Annotated in this window: 17 protein-coding genes and 1 other annotated feature; of the genes, 8 read left to right on the plus strand and 9 right to left on the minus strand. The window is 40.2% G+C overall.

Annotated elements, in window-relative coordinates; genetic code table 11:
* Positions 1-791: 791 nt before the first annotated feature.
* The 3 genes from clpB to rluD form a co-directional block, all read right to left on the minus strand.
* Complete coding sequence (gene clpB / locus FH976_RS05745) at positions 792-3,365, minus strand: ATP-dependent chaperone ClpB (RefSeq protein ID WP_194089948.1); 2,574 nt, start codon at positions 3,363-3,365, stop codon at positions 792-794.
* A 141-nt stretch (positions 3,366-3,506) separates the two neighbouring features.
* Positions 3,507-4,241 (minus strand): peptidoglycan editing factor PgeF, encoded by a 735-nt coding sequence (gene pgeF / locus FH976_RS05750; protein ID WP_194089949.1) that lies wholly within the window; start codon positions 4,239-4,241, stop codon positions 3,507-3,509.
* A 2-nt stretch (positions 4,242-4,243) separates the two neighbouring features.
* A complete protein-coding gene (gene rluD / locus FH976_RS05755) occupies positions 4,244-5,221 on the minus strand; it encodes a 23S rRNA pseudouridine(1911/1915/1917) synthase RluD (protein WP_194089950.1) in 978 nt (325 codons plus the stop codon).
* Between the two features lie 148 nt (positions 5,222-5,369).
* Here rluD and bamD point away from each other — a divergent pair, with 148 nt between their 5' ends.
* The 4 genes from bamD (at position 5,370) to yjjX (ending at position 8,783) form a co-directional block, all read left to right on the plus strand.
* Positions 5,370-6,098, plus strand: coding sequence for an outer membrane protein assembly factor BamD (gene bamD, locus FH976_RS05760; protein WP_194089951.1), 729 nt, complete (start codon positions 5,370-5,372; stop codon positions 6,096-6,098).
* A gap of 369 nt (positions 6,099-6,467) precedes the next feature.
* Positions 6,468-6,806 carry a ribosome hibernation-promoting factor, HPF/YfiA family gene (gene hpf / locus FH976_RS05765; RefSeq protein ID WP_194089952.1) on the plus strand — a complete coding sequence of 113 codons (339 nt, stop codon included), beginning with the start codon at positions 6,468-6,470 and terminating at the stop codon, positions 6,804-6,806.
* A gap of 121 nt (positions 6,807-6,927) precedes the next feature.
* Positions 6,928-7,050: a sequence feature (Phe leader region), on the plus strand.
* A 10-nt stretch (positions 7,051-7,060) separates the two neighbouring features.
* Positions 7,061-8,239: a prephenate dehydratase gene (gene pheA, locus FH976_RS05770; protein WP_194089953.1), complete on the plus strand. Its 1,179-nt coding sequence runs from the start codon at positions 7,061-7,063 to the stop codon at positions 8,237-8,239.
* A gap of 22 nt (positions 8,240-8,261) precedes the next feature.
* Positions 8,262-8,783: an inosine/xanthosine triphosphatase gene (gene yjjX, locus FH976_RS05775; protein WP_194089954.1), complete on the plus strand. Its 522-nt coding sequence runs from the start codon at positions 8,262-8,264 to the stop codon at positions 8,781-8,783.
* 35 nt (positions 8,784-8,818) lie between these two features.
* Here yjjX and trpR read toward each other — a convergent pair whose 3' ends face one another.
* Positions 8,819-9,163 carry a trp operon repressor gene (gene trpR / locus FH976_RS05780; protein WP_194089955.1) on the minus strand — a complete coding sequence of 115 codons (345 nt, stop codon included), beginning with the start codon at positions 9,161-9,163 and terminating at the stop codon, positions 8,819-8,821.
* Between the two features lie 2 nt (positions 9,164-9,165).
* A complete protein-coding gene (locus FH976_RS05785) occupies positions 9,166-11,100 on the minus strand; it encodes a transglycosylase SLT domain-containing protein (protein WP_407701631.1) in 1,935 nt (644 codons plus the stop codon).
* 231 nt (positions 11,101-11,331) lie between these two features.
* Here FH976_RS05785 and ettA point away from each other — a divergent pair, with 231 nt between their 5' ends.
* Positions 11,332-12,999 carry an energy-dependent translational throttle protein EttA gene (gene ettA / locus FH976_RS05790; protein WP_194089957.1) on the plus strand — a complete coding sequence of 556 codons (1,668 nt, stop codon included), beginning with the start codon at positions 11,332-11,334 and terminating at the stop codon, positions 12,997-12,999.
* 157 nt (positions 13,000-13,156) lie between these two features.
* On the opposite strand, the gene FH976_RS16055 is transcribed toward ettA, so the two are convergent.
* Positions 13,157-13,279 (minus strand): hypothetical protein, encoded by a 123-nt coding sequence (locus FH976_RS16055; protein ID WP_267463517.1) that lies wholly within the window; start codon positions 13,277-13,279, stop codon positions 13,157-13,159.
* Positions 13,280-13,370: 91 nt separating this feature from the next.
* Between FH976_RS16055 and FH976_RS05795 the strand changes: the two genes are divergently transcribed.
* Positions 13,371-14,177, plus strand: coding sequence for a M23 family metallopeptidase (locus FH976_RS05795; RefSeq protein WP_194089958.1), 807 nt, complete (start codon positions 13,371-13,373; stop codon positions 14,175-14,177).
* A gap of 123 nt (positions 14,178-14,300) precedes the next feature.
* On the opposite strand, the gene tyrA is transcribed toward FH976_RS05795, so the two are convergent.
* Together tyrA and FH976_RS05805 are read right to left on the minus strand one after the other, a co-directional pair.
* Positions 14,301-15,431: a bifunctional chorismate mutase/prephenate dehydrogenase gene (gene tyrA, locus FH976_RS05800; RefSeq protein ID WP_194089959.1), complete on the minus strand. Its 1,131-nt coding sequence runs from the start codon at positions 15,429-15,431 to the stop codon at positions 14,301-14,303.
* 34 nt (positions 15,432-15,465) lie between these two features.
* On the minus strand, positions 15,466-16,539 hold the full coding sequence (locus FH976_RS05805; protein ID WP_194089960.1) for a 3-deoxy-7-phosphoheptulonate synthase: 1,074 nt from the start codon (positions 16,537-16,539) through the stop codon (positions 15,466-15,468).
* Positions 16,540-16,732: 193 nt separating this feature from the next.
* Here FH976_RS05805 and FH976_RS05810 point away from each other — a divergent pair, with 193 nt between their 5' ends.
* Positions 16,733-18,412, plus strand: coding sequence for a sensor histidine kinase (locus FH976_RS05810; protein WP_194089961.1), 1,680 nt, complete (start codon positions 16,733-16,735; stop codon positions 18,410-18,412).
* 17 nt (positions 18,413-18,429) lie between these two features.
* Positions 18,430-19,164, plus strand: coding sequence for a two-component system response regulator BtsR (gene btsR, locus FH976_RS05815; protein WP_194089962.1), 735 nt, complete (start codon positions 18,430-18,432; stop codon positions 19,162-19,164).
* Here btsR and FH976_RS05820 read toward each other — a convergent pair.
* The gene (locus FH976_RS05820) at positions 19,159-19,560 is read right to left on the minus strand and encodes a phosphate-starvation-inducible protein PsiE (RefSeq protein ID WP_194089963.1); all 402 of its coding nucleotides are present in this window, start codon (positions 19,558-19,560) and stop codon (positions 19,159-19,161) included. The genes btsR and FH976_RS05820 overlap by 6 nt on opposite strands.
* Positions 19,561-19,573 lie beyond the last annotated feature (13 nt).

The raw sequence follows: 19,573 nt of genomic DNA on the forward strand, positions 1-19,573 counted from the left end.
ACGATTTGATTGAGGGTGTCAAACACTTTCTGCAATCTTTTTTCGTTACCCTTTTTGAGAAGGTTGTGACCTCTGACTCGTTGCGGCCGTTAGGCTGTGTGCTCCGTGTCAGTGAGGTCGTATTATAGAGATCAAGTTCACATTGGCAAGGGCTTTTTCATGAAAAACTTAAAAATAAGTGTTAGATGTCTATTTTGTATTCAAAGCCTTATTTATACCTATTTACACTCAACTTTCTCACAGCTTATCCACATAAAAACTAAAAATGGCTTAATAAAGGCTAATTTCATTCTATAAAAAATCTTTAAGTATTAGGAATTCGTTTCTTTAAGTTCTCAATTAATCGATATGCATTCTCTATTATAGTAATTCTTCTTTTATTTTACTTATTCCGTCTTTATATAACTCGATGACCATTAACCCAAACATGCTTAATCTTCACGGCTTTCCAAACATAACTGCTGACATCAAGTGTGAGTTACTTTCGGAAAATCTTACTTTACTTAAGTTATAGCAGACTAAATCAGCCGAATGACCAATTTCAACCTTTCTAACCTTATCCAGTCCGAGGTGTTTTACTTCATCTTCACTTCCCCCACTTTAGTGTCGTTTCTAATTTGGGCGCATCAGTACAGTGCTGCCTACTATGCGATAACCAGCCTCATATAACCTGATTTCGATGATGCTGAGCCATCGATACCTATCTAATTGCCATTCCTGCTTTATAAAAAAAGAGCCTCCATTGATTGGGAAGCTCTTTTAATCTTGATTGGAATTAGATGAATTACACTTTATTGCTTGGCTACAATATGGTCATCTTCCACACTCAAGCTCACCGTTTTACCCGGAATCAACTCCCCAGATAACATCGATTTTGCTAATGGATTCTCCACCATTTGCTGAATCGCGCGTTTCAATGGTCGCGCACCATAAACTGGATCAAAGCCTACTTGTGCAATCAGTGCCAAGGCATCTTCGCCCACTTCTAAATGATATTCTTTATCCGCCATACGTTGACTTAATCGTTGCAATTGAATTGATGCGATCGATTTAATCTGCGCTTGGCCTAACGGATGGAACACCACACTCTCATCAACTCGGTTTAAAAACTCTGGACGAAAATGTTGCATCACCACTTCCATAACATCGGCTTTCATGGATTCATAATCCGACGTGGCAGCCTTTGCTTGAATTCGATCCGACCCCAAGTTAGAAGTCATGATCACTACCGTATTTTTAAAATCGACAGTACGACCTTGGCCATCGGTTAAGCGACCATCATCTAATACTTGTAATAAAATATTGAACACATCAGGATGCGCTTTTTCAACTTCATCCAGTAAAATCACCGAATAAGGTTTACGGCGTACCGCTTCGGTCAAATAACCACCTTCCTCGTAACCCACATATCCCGGAGGGGCACCAACTAAACGTGATACTGAATGTTTTTCCATAAACTCAGACATATCAATCCGGACCATGGCATCTTCGGTATCAAACATAAAGTTCGCTAATGTTTTACAAAGTTCGGTTTTCCCAACACCTGTTGGTCCTAAAAATAAGAATGAACCAATCGGTTTATTCGGATCAGACAAACCTGCACGGCTACGACGAATGGCATTAGAAACCACTTCTACCGCTTCTTTTTGCCCTATCACACGTTCATGTAACACGGTTTCCATTGACAACAATTTGGCTTTTTCTGCTTCCAGCATTTTCGACACAGGAATACCGGTTTGTTTAGAAAGCACTTCTGCAATTTCAGCATCAGTTACACGATGCTTCAGCAATGTCATTTCAATCATTTCGACTTGGGATGCAGCCTCTAATTGCTTTTCTAATTCTGGGATTTTGCCATATTGCAATTCCGACATTCGTTGCAAATCACCCGCTCGACGCGCCACATCCATATCTAAACGCGCCTGCTCCAACTCTGTCTTAATATGCTGGGTACCAGAAAGTGCGGCTTTTTCGGTTTTCCATACTTCTTCTAACTCAGAATATTCACGTTCTTTTTCACCAAGTTCTTGGTTTAAGATTTCTAAACGTTTGGCACTGGCATTATCATCTTCATTTAGTAATGCTTGTTGCTCGATTTTTAATTGAATGATACGACGATCTAAGCGATCCATGGATTCAGGCTTTGAATCTATTTGGATACGAATACTTGATGCGGCTTCATCAATTAAATCGATCGCTTTATCAGGTAATTGACGATCTGAGACATAACGGTGCGATAGCGTTGCCGCTGCCACAATCGCAGGATCGGTAATTTCAACATGATGGTGCAACTCATAACGCTCTTTCAAACCACGTAAAATCGCAATGGTATCTTCCACGCTTGGCTCATCCACCAGCACTTTTTGAAAGCGTCTTTCCAATGCTGGATCTTTCTCGACATATTGTCGATATTCATCCAAGGTTGTCGCGCCGACACAATGCAGTTCACCACGAGCCAAAGCCGGTTTGAGCATGTTGCCTGCATCCATTGAACCTTCGCCTTTCCCTGCGCCGACCATGGTATGTAGTTCATCAATAAACAAAATCACATTGCCATCTTCTTGCGACAATTCGTTCAATACTGCTTTTAAGCGCTCTTCAAATTCTCCACGATATTTCGCGCCTGCAATCAATGCGCCCATATCCAGAGATAAAACACGGCGGCCACGTAAACCTTCGGGCACTTCATTATTGACGATACGCAGTGCAAGCCCTTCAACAATCGCGGTTTTACCCACACCCGGTTGGCCTATTAATACTGGATTATTTTTAGTTCGACGTTGCAATACTTGAATGGTACGACGAATTTCATCATCACGACCAATAACAGGATCCAGTTTTCCTTGCTCAGCACGCTCAGTGAGATCAATTGTGTACTTCTCTAATGCTTGGCGCTTTTCTTCCGCATTTGGATCATCCACATGTTGACCACCTCGAATTTCATCAATGGCCTTAGTGACATTCTCTTTATTTAAGCCAAATTCTTTAAATAATTGGCCTAGCGGGCCTTTATCTTCCACCGCAGCGAGCAAGAACAGCTCAGCAGAAATATAAGTATCTTTACGCTTTTGCGCATATTGGTCACATAAATTCAATAAATTGGCTAATGGCTTAGACAGTTGAACATCACCCGCCGTACCCGTAACTTTAGGCAATTTATCTAACGCCTGGCTTAATTTCGAGCGCCATTGAGTTGCATCAACCCTCAGCATCGTAAATAGTGGGCGAATAGCGCTACTGTCTTGATCGAGTAATGCCTGCATCAAATGCACAGGTTCAATCAATTGGTTATCGCGGCCCAGGGCAAGTGACTGCGCATCAGAAATGGCAAGTTGAAATTTACTGGTGAATTTATCAAAACGCATAATAAGCCTCCGACTCGATCAAAGTATCCCAACAGGAATACATCAAAAAGACGTGTAGAATAGATACATTAGTTATGGTTTATAAATGGATGCAAAGAGGGATTATTTCAAGTATTCGGGAAGATTATTGTCTCAAAAGTATTATTCAATCCAAATGAAGGTAGCTTGTCTGCCTGTCACTCCATCACGACGGTAGGAATAAAAAAGCTCAGATTCAGAAAAAGTACAATGATGATTACTAAAGATCTGCGTAACACCTAAGTGATTTAAGCGTTGAGTTGCTAACAAATTCATATTCGCTAGCCATTTATTTTCAGCATCTGATTTTATTACAAATGCTTGGATCGCTTGCGGATCAAATGCAATAAAAGCGTCAAGTACGTCTTGACCAACTTCAAATGCCGAAGCACCAATCGCAGGGCCAAGCCAAGCCATCACGTTTTCAGGTTTATCAAACTTTTGTAATGCTTGTTCAATAATACCATCAGCTAAACCACGCCAACCTGCATGTACAGCAGCCACTTGTGTCCCTTCAATATTAGTCAGTAATACAGGAAGACAATCGGCAGTCATGGCACTACAAACAACCTTTTTTGCATCAGTAACACTGCCATCGGCATCAATCACGGTTGAGCTTGCTTCAGTCAGTTTAACAACATGAGTCGAGTGAGTCTGATTTAACCACACAGGTTTGCTTGGCATCTGGCAATCCTGTGCAATCAATTCGCGATTCAAAGTAACAATAGAAGCATCATCCCCAACATGCATACCAAGATTCAACCCTTGATATACACCTTTTGATTCACCATTTAAACGCGTAGAGCTAAACGCTTTAACATGTTTAGGTGCTGGCCAATTAGGGATAATTGATTTCATTCCTACAGAGGGGCTTCTTCTTTATTATCTTTTGCATCTTGACGCAATGCTTCTGCCATTACGATCATGTCATCGGGCACTGGCGCATGAAACTTCATGACTTCACCAGTTTCTGGGTGAGCAAATTTCAGCATCACAGCATGCAACGCTTGGCGGTCAAAACTGCGAATCATATGAGTTAATTCTGCCGAAGCTCCGCGAGGAATACGCGCTCGACCACCGTAGGCGATATCCCCTAGCAATGGATGTTGAATATAAGACATATGCACACGAATTTGATGAGTCCGGCCTGTTTCAAGGCGTAAACGAATTCGTGTATGTTCACGGAAGTGCTCAGCCACACGGTAATGAGTTACCGCCTCTTTTCCCGTTTCGTTCACCGCCATCAGGGTACGCTTATTAGTATGACGACCGATTGGTTTTTCAATTCTCCCGCCCGCGGTCATAGAACCAATGATAATTGCTTCATATTCACGAGTGATTGTACGTTTCTGTAGTGCACGAACCAAACGGGTTTGCGCTGGTACCGTTTTTGCCACTACCATCAAACCAGTAGTGTCTTTGTCCAAACGGTGAACAATCCCCGCTCGTGGTACTTTTGCGATATCAGGATAATGATGCAATAACGCATTCAAGACGGTGCTATCAGGTGTCCCTGCGCCAGGATGAACCACAAAATCACGTGGTTTATTGATCACCAAAATATCGTCATCTTCATAAACAATATTTAAGGGAATATCTTGCGCTATCCAACGTTCTTCATCTTCAAGTTCGGCTTGAAGAGTCAACTCCTCGCCGCCCATCATTCGAACTCGAGGTTTGGTTACCACTTCCCCATTGACTTGAACTTTGCCGTCAAGCAACCATTCTTTCAATCGAGAACGTGAAAAATCCGTAAACAATTCAGCCATCGCTTGATCTAAGCGTTGTCCAAGTTGCGAGTCTTTTACTGTATCTGTGCGTATTATCTGCTGGGTCATATCGAACTTTTTAAAAAACCATAGGACTAATATCCATCATTATGGATAAAATAGAGTTATTCATCATTGTATCTGTTAAGTTGTCAGAAGTAACGGACACAACAATATTTAATTTCAAGATTTAATCTCAAGGAATGTACTCCTCACAATGAAACGCCAATATATTATAGGTCTAATGACCATCATTTTACTTGCAGGATGCGCCGATAATAAAAATGCCGTGCCTGATATTCCACCTTCAGATTTGTATTCTCAAGCTCAAAAAGAATTACAATCTGGTAACTGGACTGAATCAATCCAAAAATTAGAAGCTTTAGACTCTCGCTACCCTTTCGGCCCTTATTCAGATCAAGTGCAATTGGATCTTATCTTTGCCTATTACAAAAATGGCGATTATCCACTGACTTCAGCCACCATTGCTAGATTTATCCGTCTGAATCCAGGACATGAACGTTCTGATTGGGTGCTGTATATGAGCGGTCTAACCAATATGGCGCAAGACTCTAATTTCATGCACACATTATTTAACATTGATCGCTCAGACCGAGATCCGGAACCGGTGAAAGCAGCGTTTGTTGATTTTAAGCACCTACTTGAACGTTATCCTGATAGTCTTTACGCGGCTGATGCTCGTATGCGTTTATTGTCGCTGAAAAACCGATTAGCAGAATATGACTTAGCGTCTGCAGATTTCTACTTGCGCAGAGAGGCCTATATTGCCGCGATTAACCGTTGCCAAGAAATTCAAAAAACCTATCCAGATACCAAGGCTGCCCATAAATCGTTAGAAATCCAGTTGAAAGCGTATAAAGCAATCAAGCTTGACGATGGAGTGAAAAAAACCGAAGAATTAATTGCTTTAAATAAAGAAAAGTAATGCAGATTAAAGCCTTGAATCTTTGAGATCCAAAAGCAGCGTCAGCTGCTTTTTTTCTTTTTGAAGAGTATTGATTAAGTTATGTGAGACACATAAACAAAAACATGACCACAACTAAGAAATGGCTATTAAATCAAAGACAAAATCACACCCTAAAAATATAAATCTCTAGTAACCATTCATTCAAATCTACCCCTTTATCGATAAAATACAAACTATTTCACTCCCTCTTTTTCACACGCTTTGTTCAGGATCACATTTAACTCTTTGCTAGAAAAACACTAGAAAAAAAGTTGATCGAAATCACATTATTATTTTATCCAAAAGGTAATCTGAACGTAACAAATTAAGCCACAAAAGGAAAAACCTATGAAAGTAAGTATTATTGGTAAAAATATCGACATCACTTCTTCTATTCGTGATCACATTGAGGCTAAATTTAAAAAACTAGAAAAATGGCAAATCGATTTAATTAGCTGCCAAGCTAACATTAGTATTGAACCCGCTAATCAGAAAAAAATCGAAGCGACAATCACCGTACCTAAAGGTCAATTGAATGCCTCTGCAATGGATGAGGATCTTTATAAAGCCATTAATGAAGTAGAACAAAAACTAGAACGACAACTGAATAAGCTCAGCCATAAACCAGAAGCAAAGCGTAATAAAGTGCTTAATGACGAATTAGAGCTAGAAGAGACAGAAGAATAATTTTAACCACATTACAGAAAACCAACTTTAGCGCCTAATTGGGCGCTATTTTTTTGCTTGACGATTTTGTATCGCTTGCCTTATGGTGTGTGTTCTATATATACCAATGAGTACCTTAAATGCATTCACATAATCTGTTCTTTTTTGGCTTCTTTTTTACCTCTTAATTGATGAGGCTAATGTCGTTTTGAAAAAAGAAACCAAAAACGGACAGAAAGCCTCCCAACTGGGGGGCTTTTTTATAGGAAAAAATCATGACACAAGCGAAATATTCTCTAGACCAAATCAGACTTCGACTCAATGAACTTGATGATCAACTCCTCAATATTCTTTCAGAACGTCGTTCATTAAGTATTGAAGTCGCCAAAAGCAAAGTCGAAACCTCTAAACCGGTTCGCGATGCTAAGCGTGAACAAGAGTTGCTGGTCAAGCTCATTAATAATGGAAAAGATAAATATCAGCTTGATGCCAACTACATCACTAAAGTATTTCACACCATCATTGAAGACTCGGTACTACTGCAACAAACCTATTTACAAAACCTTGCCAACCCAGAAGATAGCCGTCAACCATTGGTTCGAGTCGCATTTCTAGGCTCTAAAGGTTCTTACTCTCATCTTGCGAGTCGTGAATATTTTAGCCGAAAGAATAATGAACTCATCGAACACAACTGCAATAACTTCAAAGAAGTCGCCACAACGGTTGAAACTGGGCACGCTAGCTTTGGCGTACTGCCAATTGAAAACACCAGTTCAGGATCGATTAACGAGGTTTATGACCTATTACAACACACTACATTATACATTGTAGGTGAGTTAACCCTTCCGATTGAACACTGCTTATTGGCTCAAGAGAACATCCGATTAGAGGATATCAAAACCTTATATTCTCATCCTCAACCACACCAACAATGCAGTGAATTTTTAAGTCATCTTAATGGCGTCACATTAGAATCTTGCGCTAGCACTGCCGATGCAATGAAAAAAGTGAAAGAACTCAATCGTAATGATGTGGCTGCAATCGGTAACGCAAGTAGTGGCAAGCTTTATGGTTTGCAAAACATTCAAGAAAATATCGCCAATCAAACAGAAAATCACACTCGCTTTATTGTGGTAGCTCGTAAGTCGGTCGAAGTTTCAACACAAATCCCAGCCAAGACAACCATCATAATGTCGACGTCACACGAAGCGGGTGCTTTGGTTCAAACGTTATTGGTTTTACAACGTTATGACATCAATATGACGAAGCTTGAATCTCGACCAATTATGGGCAATCCATGGGAAGAAATGTTCTATGTCGACCTAGAAGCGCATTTAGATTCAGAGAAAATGCAGCAAGCTTTAGAGGAACTCACTAAAATAACTCGTCATTTAAAAGTACTCGGTTGTTATCCGATCGAGAATGTAAAACCAACTTCCGTAAAATTGAGTTAATGCCTTGATAGAAAATGCCAATATGAAAGTGATCGTCGCCTCACTTAACCCAGCAAAAATTAAAGCGGTAGAAAGTGCGTTTACGGATAGTTTTCCAAATCAAAACTTTAGTTTTAAAGGCGTTTCGGTTGAGAGCGGCGTGCCCGATCAACCAATGAATGATAAAGAAACCAAGCAAGGTGCATTAAATCGAGTTAAAAATGCCAAGCTTGCGATTGAGGATGGTGATTTTTATGTCGGATTAGAAGCAGGAATTGAAGATAACTTCACTTTTGCTTGGATGATAATTGAAGATAATCAATCCGAAAATAAACGTGGCGAATCACGCTCTGCCTGCTTGATGTTACCGCCAGAAGTACTGACCAAAGTCGAGCAAGGAAAAGAACTTGGGGATGTGATGGATGAAGTATTTGCCACTGAAAACATCAAACAAAAAGGAGGTGCAATCGGCCTTCTCACTCATCATCAATTAACTCGAAGCTCCGTTTACCATCAAGCATTAGTTTTGGCACTGATCCCGTTTGTAAACCCTAATCACTTTTAAATTTATCGGGACTAAAACAGGGTTTAGCCATAAAGTTATCGCTTATCTTGCGCAGCAGTCTGCAACAATTGTTGTAGCTGCTGTTTTTTTTCAGGACTACTGTGCTTTAACTCAGTAGAGCCACGTGTAATGGTCGCAATGCCAACCTTTAGCATTTGACTAATTTGGCGCTGTGATCGCTCACCTTTCATTAACTCATGCAAAATATTCATACGAGCAAGTAATGCCTCTCGCTCATCAAACGTCAATAATGCAGACAGTAAAAAATCCAATTGATCTTTTTGAGTTGCTAGCTCTAAAGCTGTTAATACGTCCTGCCAACCTTCAAATTCAGGCTTGTTCTGGCTATCATAATTGTCAGTATCATTCGATGATTGCATGATTAATATTTTTCCTTAATCTCATTTGACGTTAAAAAAGTGCCGTCTTGACCAAGTAAATTACGATAATAGGTTTCAAACATCAAAATATTCTGCACGTAACCACGGGTTTCATTAAAAGGAATCGCTTCAATAAAAGAATAAGCATCCACTTTTTCGGCCGTACGAGATCGCCACTGCTTCACTCGACTTGGGCCCGCATTATAAGCTGCGAAAGCAAAAATTCTATTATTATCATAGTCTTTTAATAAATCCCCCAGATAAGCACTTCCAATTTCAATATTCTTTTCAACTTTATATAAATCATCTGCATTTTCATAATCTAACTTATGCACATCAGCCACATGTTGCGCTGTCGTTGGCATTATTTGCATCAAACCACGAGCACCAACAGGTGAAATGGCTTCAATATCAAGCGCACTTTCTTGCCGAGCTAATGAGATTAACGTAATCATTGATACTTCATTTTGTGTCGAGAAGTGCTCAAACCACCCACGGTGTGTAATCGGAAAACGTAAACTGGTATAACTCCACATTTTAGCTTCAATCGTCGCGACCACAGTGAAGTTGTACCAATGTTTTTGTGCTGAATATTGCACTAAAGCCAATTTTTGATTTTGAGTGCTATGCCATAACAACCAACGCCATTCTCGTTTCGCCGCTTTGATTTTATCAACATCAATCATCTCTTCAATGCGGTCTAATGCCGCTTGTTTATCAGAAATATCAACCTGTTTCCCAGTTAGAATTTGACTTTCATAACGAATAGGCTCACCTAATAAATTCGCGGCAGCTACGCTATAAAAATCACGGTGACCTAAAATTTTCTTTAACCGTTGTTTCGCTTGTTTATCTTTTCCTTGCGCAAATTCGACACGTCCTAACCAATACTGCCAACGAGTGCTATTTTGCATGGTTTGAGGTAATCGTTTAATCCACTTATCTACCGATTGCCAATCATTGAACTGTACTGCCAACCTTGCTCGACGCTCCATTAACGAGACAGAGCCACCTTGTTTAATTTTTGTATCTCGCCACTTCGCCAATTGGTCAGAATCGGTATTGGTTAGCCACGAGCTCGCGTAATTAGCCAAATTAGTTTGTATTGCTTGGGGTAATTTTTGTGCTGACATCACTTGATTAAACACACGTACCGCTTGCTTAGTATCTTTACGAATAAGCTGTTTAAATGCTAATTCCGTTAGGGTTTGATTGAATGGATTGACTGGATTTGATTGACTAAATGCGACCACGCCTTTAGGTTTTTTATACAGATGTTGTAATATGGTTGATTGAGAACGAGCCGAATCTGTCGCGAGCATATTATCTAAATAACCAAATAGTCGGGTATTATTGGCTTTAAACATCAATAACATACGCTGTAAAATCATATCATCACTGCGATAACCCGCTGTTGTCCACTGCTGAAATAAATCATCGCAGGCTGAAGAGACACTTCCTCCCGTTAACCATAAATTTTCAGCGCCTTTGTAGGCACTGGCTTTATCATCCGTTTCTAATTTAGCCGTATAATAATAACAACGATATTTTTGATCGTGGGGTTCTTCTGTTTGATATTTTAATAACGCCATCCAATTCTCATTTTTTGCCAAACCATCAAGATAAGCGGCCTTAATGCTGCTAGAAAATGGGAAATCTTTATATTTTAGTGTGAAGTCATCAACTTGCGTTGGTGTTTGCAAGCCTATATCCACTAAAAAGGTACGATAATCGACATAAGGCGTTAAAGGATAACTGGCAATTTGAGGACGAAGTTTCAGATAGGATTCAACATCTTTTTGATCGAGAAAATCTTGGGCTTGTTGGTAAAGCGCTCGCTGTTGCTCTAAAGGAGATAGTGCAGCCCCTTTCTTATCATTAGCTTGCTCGCTGAGTAATGGCGTCGCTTTTGAAATATTACTCGCCACGGTAGGCATGGCTAAAAAAAATGAGCTAAAAAACACGCCACGAAGCACACTGAGTAAGTTTAAGGTGATCTTATTTGAATACGACATGAATGCAGAAACTTCCCTATAAATATTATTGAACAATCAAAACCAAGCTGAATGATAATCATACTTATGTTTATCATCCTTAGTGTGAATCTTATGTGAGAAAGAGTAAACTAACGCTTTCAAATTATTATCAATAATAGGATATGTAAGACTATGGCTGAATACGTCTATACCATGTCTCGTGTGAGCAAAGTTGTGCCGCCGAAACGTCAAATACTAAAAGACATCTCTCTGAGCTTCTTCCCTGGTGCTAAAATCGGTGTACTTGGCCTAAATGGTTCAGGTAAATCAACGTTACTTCGCATTATGGCGGGTATTGATCAAGATATTGATGGTGAAGCACGCGCGCAAGTTGGCCTTAAAGTCGGTTACTTACCCCAAGAACCGGTTCTTGATGAATCAAAAACGGTACGTGAAATTGTTGAAGAAGCTGTTTCTGATGTTGCTGACGCTTTAAAACGCATTGACGCTGTTTACGCTGCCTACGCAGAACCCGATGCCGATTTCGATGCACTAGCGAAAGAACAAGGCGAATTAGAAGCCTTAATCCAAGCCAAAGATGGTCATAACCTAGAGAATTCTTTGGAACGCGCAGCCGATGCATTGCGTCTGCCAGAATGGGATGCCAAAATTGAATTCTTATCCGGTGGTGAACGCCGTCGTGTCGCAATTTGTCGTCTACTACTCGAAAAACCCGACATGTTATTACTTGATGAACCGACTAACCACTTAGATGCAGAATCGGTCGCATGGCTTGAGCACTTCCTTGTTGATTACAGCGGTACTGTTGTGGCAATTACCCATGACCGTTATTTCCTAGACAACGCTGCGGGTTGGATCTTAGAGCTTGACCGTGGTGAGGGTATTCCATGGGAAGGTAACTACACTTCGTGGCTAGAGCAAAAAGATGAGCGCCTCGCACAAGAGTCGTCAACTGAAAACGCTCGCAAGAAAACCATCGCGAAGGAATTGGAGTGGGTACGTCAAAATCCAAAAGGTCGTCAAGCTAAATCAAAAGCACGTATGGCTCGATTTGAAGAATTAAATACCTCTGAGCATCAAAAACGTAATGAAACCAACGAGCTGTTTATTCCGCCGGGTGAGCGTTTAGGTGACAAAGTGCTTGAAGTGAAGAACTTAACCAAATCATTTGGTGATCGCGTTCTTATTGATGATTTATCTTTTAGTATGCCAAAAGGTGCCATCGTCGGTATCGTCGGTGCCAATGGCGCGGGTAAATCAACATTATTTAAGATATTAAGCGGCGCCGAACAACCCGATTCAGGTACTGTCGAATTAGGTACAACCGTTAAATTAGCATCGGTTGATCAGTTCCGTGACAGCATGAATGATAATAACAGCGTATTCCAAGAGATCTCTGAAGGCGCCGATATTATCAAGATCAATAACTTTGAAATTCCAGCGCGTGCATATTGCTCTCGTTTTAACTTTAAAGGCAACGATCAACAAAAACGCATTGGCGATTTATCGGGCGGCGAACGTAACCGTGTGCACTTAGCTAAACTGCTTAAAGCTGGCGGTAACGTATTACTACTCGATGAACCAACCAATGACCTAGACGTCGAAACACTGCGCGCACTTGAAGAGGCCCTACTTGAATTCCCTGGTTGCGCCATGGTTATCTCGCATGACCGCTGGTTCCTCGATCGTATCGCCACTCACATATTAGATTACCGTGATGAAGGCCAAGTAAACTTCTTTGAAGGGAACTACAGTGAATACACCGATTGGTTAAAACAAACTCTTGGCGCAGCAGCGGCAGAACCGCACCGCATCAAGTACAAACGTATGACCAAATAGTCACTAGCAGTAACCCAAAATACCAAGGCCACATTTTTAATTAGATGTGGCTTTTTTAATGCTTGAAAATGAATAATGAGAACAGCGCTGTAAAAACAAATTACCATTATCTCTAACCCTTTAGCTTTTGAATTCGTTCAGGTAAACCTAATGGTATTCATTTGCTTATTTCATCAATGTGAATCACTAATATGCTGTTTTTCTCTTTTAAGCCCCCCGCCTCACTTACTAAAAACAGCGATATTATCACCGTTCCTACTTTTGCTACTGCTGGGTTCATCCTCCTCTCTTTCATTTGCATACTATTTAGTGCGTATCATTTGGCGCATCAAATTCCAAAGCGCACAAACTCTGCGCCTACCATGATCACAATGCATAATTTTAATCATCAGTCTCCTGAACATAAGGATGAAACAGTAGATGAACATATATCAGCACCTAAGCTGAAAACAAAAACGAATACATTGTTAGCCACCTTTCTAGTCTCTAATATCAATAAGGACACGTCTAATTTAAGCCCCGCGGTTAAAGCGACTTTATTTCGAATGATCCCAAATGATCTTCCCATGGCCTATCAAAGAATATCATCACCTTATGGCGTTCGAATCCACCCGATAACAGGTCAATCAAAACGCCATTTAGGTATGGATTTAACCTGCCCCAATGGTGGCACTATCTATGCGACAGCCGATGGCGTAGTAGAACTCACTCGCCCGAGTAATCAAGGCTATGGCAACTTAATTAAAATACGCCATGGGTTTGGTTTTATGTCGATGTATGCTCACTTACAACGCTTTTTAGTTAAAACTGGCCAGTTCATTGAGAAAGGTGATCCTATTGCTTTATGTGGGAATACAGGGGCATCCACAGGTCCACATTTGCATTACGAGATTCGTTTTCTAGGACAAACACTTGACCCAAAAGATTTCTTAAATTGGCACCCCGATAATTTCAATCAACTATTTAAGCAGCAAGATCATATTCATTGGTCTTCACTGATTAACCATATTAATGGCCTGATTCAGCTACAAGGGTTACTAGAAAGAACGACTAAATCGCCATCAATAAAAGAAAGTGGTGAAGTAGATAGAGGGAATTATCATGATGGATTACAAAACTTTGGACTTGATGAAGATGGCTGGGAGAATGTAAAAACCAGCGCAATCGCGATCAAATGAACATTTAATCACAGAACAATAAAAAGCCAACTTTTAACTACGAATAAATAGTCAGAAAAGTTGGCTGATTTTACTATAAGAGAAAGGCCTTAAATCTATTTAATTACCTTACTTGGCTCATATTTACTTACCACGGTGCATGGCATCATTGGCTTGTTTTAACAGGTTTTGACTTTCATTCATAAAGCGTTGTGAGTAATCACCGTACCACTCAGATACCGTTTCAAATTGCTGCACGAATTCAGCTTTATCATGGTTATCTAAAATTTTAATCGCTTCACCAAAACGTTGATGGAACCGCTTAATCATGTCGATGTTATGCTGAGATGACATGATAATATCGCCATAAAGATTAGGATCTTGTGCAAATAGACGCCCAACCATCGCCAGTTCTAAGCGATAAATTGGTGAACTTAACTGCACTAAGGTGTCCAGATTTGGGTTCTCTTGCGATAAATGCAGACCATAAGCAAACGAAGTAAAGTGACGTAATGCTTGGATTAAAGTCATGCCATTATCATGTTCTTTGGCATCAATAGCGCAAATACTCGCGCCCCATATTTCAAACTGCTTGAGTAACCATTGGTAGGTTTCAGGTAAACGACCATCGCTGCAAATAATCACTTGTTTCGCCATGCTTGGAATATCCGGACCAAACATAGGATGCAAACCAACTACGGGGCCAGCATGTACTTCAAGCATTGCAGCTAAAGGATCCGCTTTGATTGAAGTTAAATCACATAAAATACAATCATCAGGTAATTTCGGCAATTTCCTGATCACAAAATCCGTTAAGTGGATTGGCACGCTCACCACCACCATACCAGCGTCTTTCAACAACGTTTCCGCATTATCCCAATCTTGGCTGCCCAATATTTTGACTTGATACCCAGATAGCTCAAACATACGCTTGAACACACCGCCTAGTTGGCCGTTACCGCCCACAATCACAATTGAACGTAATTGTGGATTTAAACATTTAAAGCCAGAATCTTTTTCGCTAGCATAAGACTCACGCATAGTGCGACGCAAAATATCTTCGATCAACTGAGGTGGAACGCCACGCTTTTCGGCTTCAGCACGACGAGAAGCTAACATAGCCGCTTCGCGATCTGGTGCATAAATAGGCAGACCATGAATGCTTTTTACTTCACCTACTTTTTCAACCAGTGACAAACGCTGAGCCAAAAGCTCCACAATTTGCTTGTCCACTGCATCAATTTGATCTCGTAATTCATTTAATTCAACAGCCATTCACGTCTTCCTAATTCCTTTAGATGGTATTCATTTACCCTTTTAGGCGATTCTCTAAAAATGGTACCAATTCTTGATGCGCATGACGTAATAATGTTTCAGTCGAATCCCAATTAATGCACGCATCTGTGATCGAGACACCATACTGCATTTCGGAAAGAGGAATATCTGACCCTTGATTTCCTTCATTTAAGTGACTTTCAATCATTAAACCAATAATAGACTGGTTGCCCTCGCGAATTTGATGAATAACATCTTCCGCCACTAATGGTTGACGACGGTAATCTTTACGAGAATTTGCATGGCTACAATCCACCATCAATGCGGCTTCTAAATTATACTTTGCCAGCTCTTGCTCACATTCATTCACCGAGACTGAATCGTAGTTTGTTTGCACGCCTCCACGTAAAATCACATGTCCATTAGCATTACCTTGTGTGGTAAGAAGCGCGACTTGACCATCACTATCAATCCCCATAAAACGGTGGCTAGATGAAGCGGCTTGCATTGCATTAATAGCGGTACCTAAGCTGCCATCAGTACCGTTTTTAAAGCCTACCGGAACCGATAAACCACTGGCCATTTCACGGTGAGTTTGAGATTCCGTAGTACGTGCACCAATCGCAGCCCAACTGAAAGTATCCCCGATGTATTGCGGACTAATTGGATCTAGTGCTTCGGTGGCCAAAGGGATTTCCATTTCGGCTAAGTCAACCAATAATTGACGAGCAATATGTAGGCCACGCTCGATATCAAAAGAGTTATCTAGATGCGGATCATTGATCAGCCCTTTCCAACCAACAGTGGTACGAGGTTTTTCAAAATAAACACGCATTACAAGGTAAATTTGATCATCCAATTGTGCCGATAATGCTTTAAGTCGCTTGGCATACTCTTTTGCAGCATCAATATCATGAATTGAGCAAGGGCCACAAACAATCAATAAACGATGATCTTTTTTATGAATAATATTTGAGATAGTTTGACGAGACTCTTGAATAAATTGACGAGCGTTATCACTCAAAGGGATTTTCTGCTTTAATTCGTTTGGAGTAATGATAACCTGCTCATCAATGATGTTAATATTGCTTAATTCACTTTTATACATAACCGTACCTGTAAACTTTTTAATACATTAATATGATAGCGACACTACGCTGTATGGAGTTAAGTTATCACGGTATTTTTTATATTCAAACAAATCAAAATAACAAAACAAGTGTAAAATTAAATCTACACACGTAAAAATAAATTTACATTCAACTGTCGTTTTTCATCTTATAAACTTAAGTATTGGATTTATGGATCTTATTCTCTCGCTATTACAACAAATGTGCGTGTATTTAATGCTGGCTTATATGCTGAGTAAAACGCCTATCTTTCTGCCTTTATTCAATATTTCATCCAGACTCTCGCATAAATTTAGTTGTTATGTTTTATTCTCATTATTTTGCATCATGGGCACCTATTTTGGCCTTAGCATTAATGATGCAATCGCCAATACTCGTGCTATTGGTGCGGTAATGGGAGGGTTATTTGGTGGCCCTATCGTCGGTTTCGCCGTTGGACTAACCGGAGGGCTACATCGTTATAGCTTGGGTGGTTTTACCGATGTAGCCTGCGCAATATCAACCACGACAGAGGGATTGATTGGCGGTTTGTTACACCTTTATCTCGTTAAAAAAGATAAAACCGAGTTATTGTTTAATCCCATGATTGTCCTTGCCGTTACCTTTGTGGCTGAAGCAAGCCAAATGTTGATCATCATTACCGTCGCCCAACCTTTTGAGCAAGCTTTCGCATTAGTTTCTAATATTGCCGCACCAATGATCATTGCTAACTGCATCGGTGCTGCGTTATTTGTCAGTATCCTACAAGACAGAAAGACCATCTTTGAAAAATACTCAGCAACCTTTTCTCGTCGAGCCTTAACCATTGCAGAACGAACGGTGGGAATATGGAATTCAGGGTTTAATTCCACCAACGCCGAACATGTGGTTCGTATTATTTATGAAGAAACCAACGTTGGTGCGGTTGCCATCACCGATAAAGAAAAAATTCTCGCCTTTATTGGCATCGGAGATAAGCACCATAAACCAAATACTCCTATCTCATCCGCTTGTACTCACCAAGCAATGCAAGAAAATCGAGTAATGTTTTTAGATGGGAAAGATAACTCTTATCGATGTTCTATTTCAGCGGATTGCAAACTGGGATCGGTACTGGTTATCCCACTACGCGCCGGCAAAGAAGTGGTTGGTACTATTAAATTATATGAACCCAAACGTAAGCTACTCTCCAACATCAATCGCTCGATGGGCGAAGGTATTGCACAACTCTTATCTAGCCAAATTCTATACAGTGACTTTCAACAGCAACAAACCTTGCTGGCTCAAGCTGAAATCAAGTTGCTGCATGCTCAGGTCAATCCTCACTTTTTATTCAATGCCTTAAATACGATTAGTGCAGTGATACGTCGCGACCCTAATAAAGCACGAGAGTTAATTCAGCATCTGTCCCACTTTTTTAGAAGCAACCTAAAACAAAACATTGAAACCGTCACTTTTAAAGATGAGCTCGCTCACGTCAATGCTTATCTGACGATAGAAAAAGCACGCTTCACCGACAGACTAGAGGTTGATATTGATATTGCAGAAGAACTACTCGATAAATCACTACCAAGTTTTACCTTACAACCTTTAGTCGAAAATGCGATAAAACATGGTGTTGGAAATTTATTAGAAGGCGGCCTAGTACGAATTTATAGCCAACGACATTCCCTAGGTTATCGTATCGCAGTAGAAGATAATGCCGGCTGTTTTATCACGCCAAAAGCTGAACACCAAGGATTGGGTATGGAAATTGTAAATAAACGACTCACTAATTATTTTGGTGATGTCGCTGAGTTAAAAACTCATTGTCAAAAAGGCACATTGACCCGAATGAGTTTTCTTATTCCTAATAACAAAATTGGAAAATAATAAAGGGATAGATAGCTATGTTAACCGCAATCGTAATTGATGATGAGCTGTTTGCTCGTGAAGAAATGACAGAGTTGCTGCAAGAAACCGGCGTCGTTGAGGTTATAGCGCAAGCTAATAATGCCATTGAAGGGTTAAAGCAAATTAATGCATTAAAGCCTGAAGTTGTTTTTGTCGATATTCAAATGCCTCAAGTGAATGGCATTGAATTATTGGCAATGATGGATCCGGATACCATGCCACAAGTCATTTTTGTCACCGCTTTTGATCAATATGCGATTCAGGCCTTTGAAGACAATGCCTTTGATTATTTACTCAAACCTGTCGACCCTAAGCGTTTAAACAAAACGATCCAACGCTTACTCAAAGCCAGGCAAAATCAAGAAGCAATTCATACCCAAGCACAAATTGAAGCACTAACGCCAAAACGGCTACAACAAGTCCCTTGCATTGGTCACAACCGTATTATGATCATTCCACTGCAAGATATTGAAACCGCCTTCAGTGATCTTTCTGGTGTGCATATCCAAACCGCGCAGCAAACGGCCAGTAGCCAATTAACGCTCAAGACACTAGAAGAAAAAACAGAACTATTACGCTGTCATCGTCAATATTTAATCAATACCAAAGCGATTCGAGAAATCCGGTTACTTGATAATGGACTGGCTGAAGTGATCACTCATAGTGGGCATATCACCCCAGTCAGTCGTCGTTATTTAAAGCAATTAAAAGAGGTGTTTGGCATTTTATGAGTTCTTATCTGTCTCTCCATAAGGATATTTAGTATGACCATATCGGATCGCTAAAATCGCAATGGTGATGATCAATATCGCTCCAGATAAACCTAACATTCGGTATGTATCTAAATTTTTCATATCTAAAATCATATAACGAGCCAGTGCTACTATAACAATATAAAGTGGCATCCTAACCGGTAACCGCCCAGATTTTAAATACAGACCAACCATAGCCAATACTTCTAAATATATAAAAAGCAAAAGTAAATCAGACAGACTTACGTGCATATTAGTGATGACCGACCAAACTTCTATCCCCATCGCAATCACAGTTAATACTGCGATAGTAAATAATCCTAAATCTTCGACCACTACAAGCGCCTTGTAACCAGCTCCTCTAACTCGATTCATATTTATTCTCCAT

The organism is Vibrio hibernica (genome assembly GCF_015223435.1).
Classification (GTDB): domain Bacteria; phylum Pseudomonadota; class Gammaproteobacteria; order Enterobacterales; family Vibrionaceae; genus Vibrio; species Vibrio hibernica.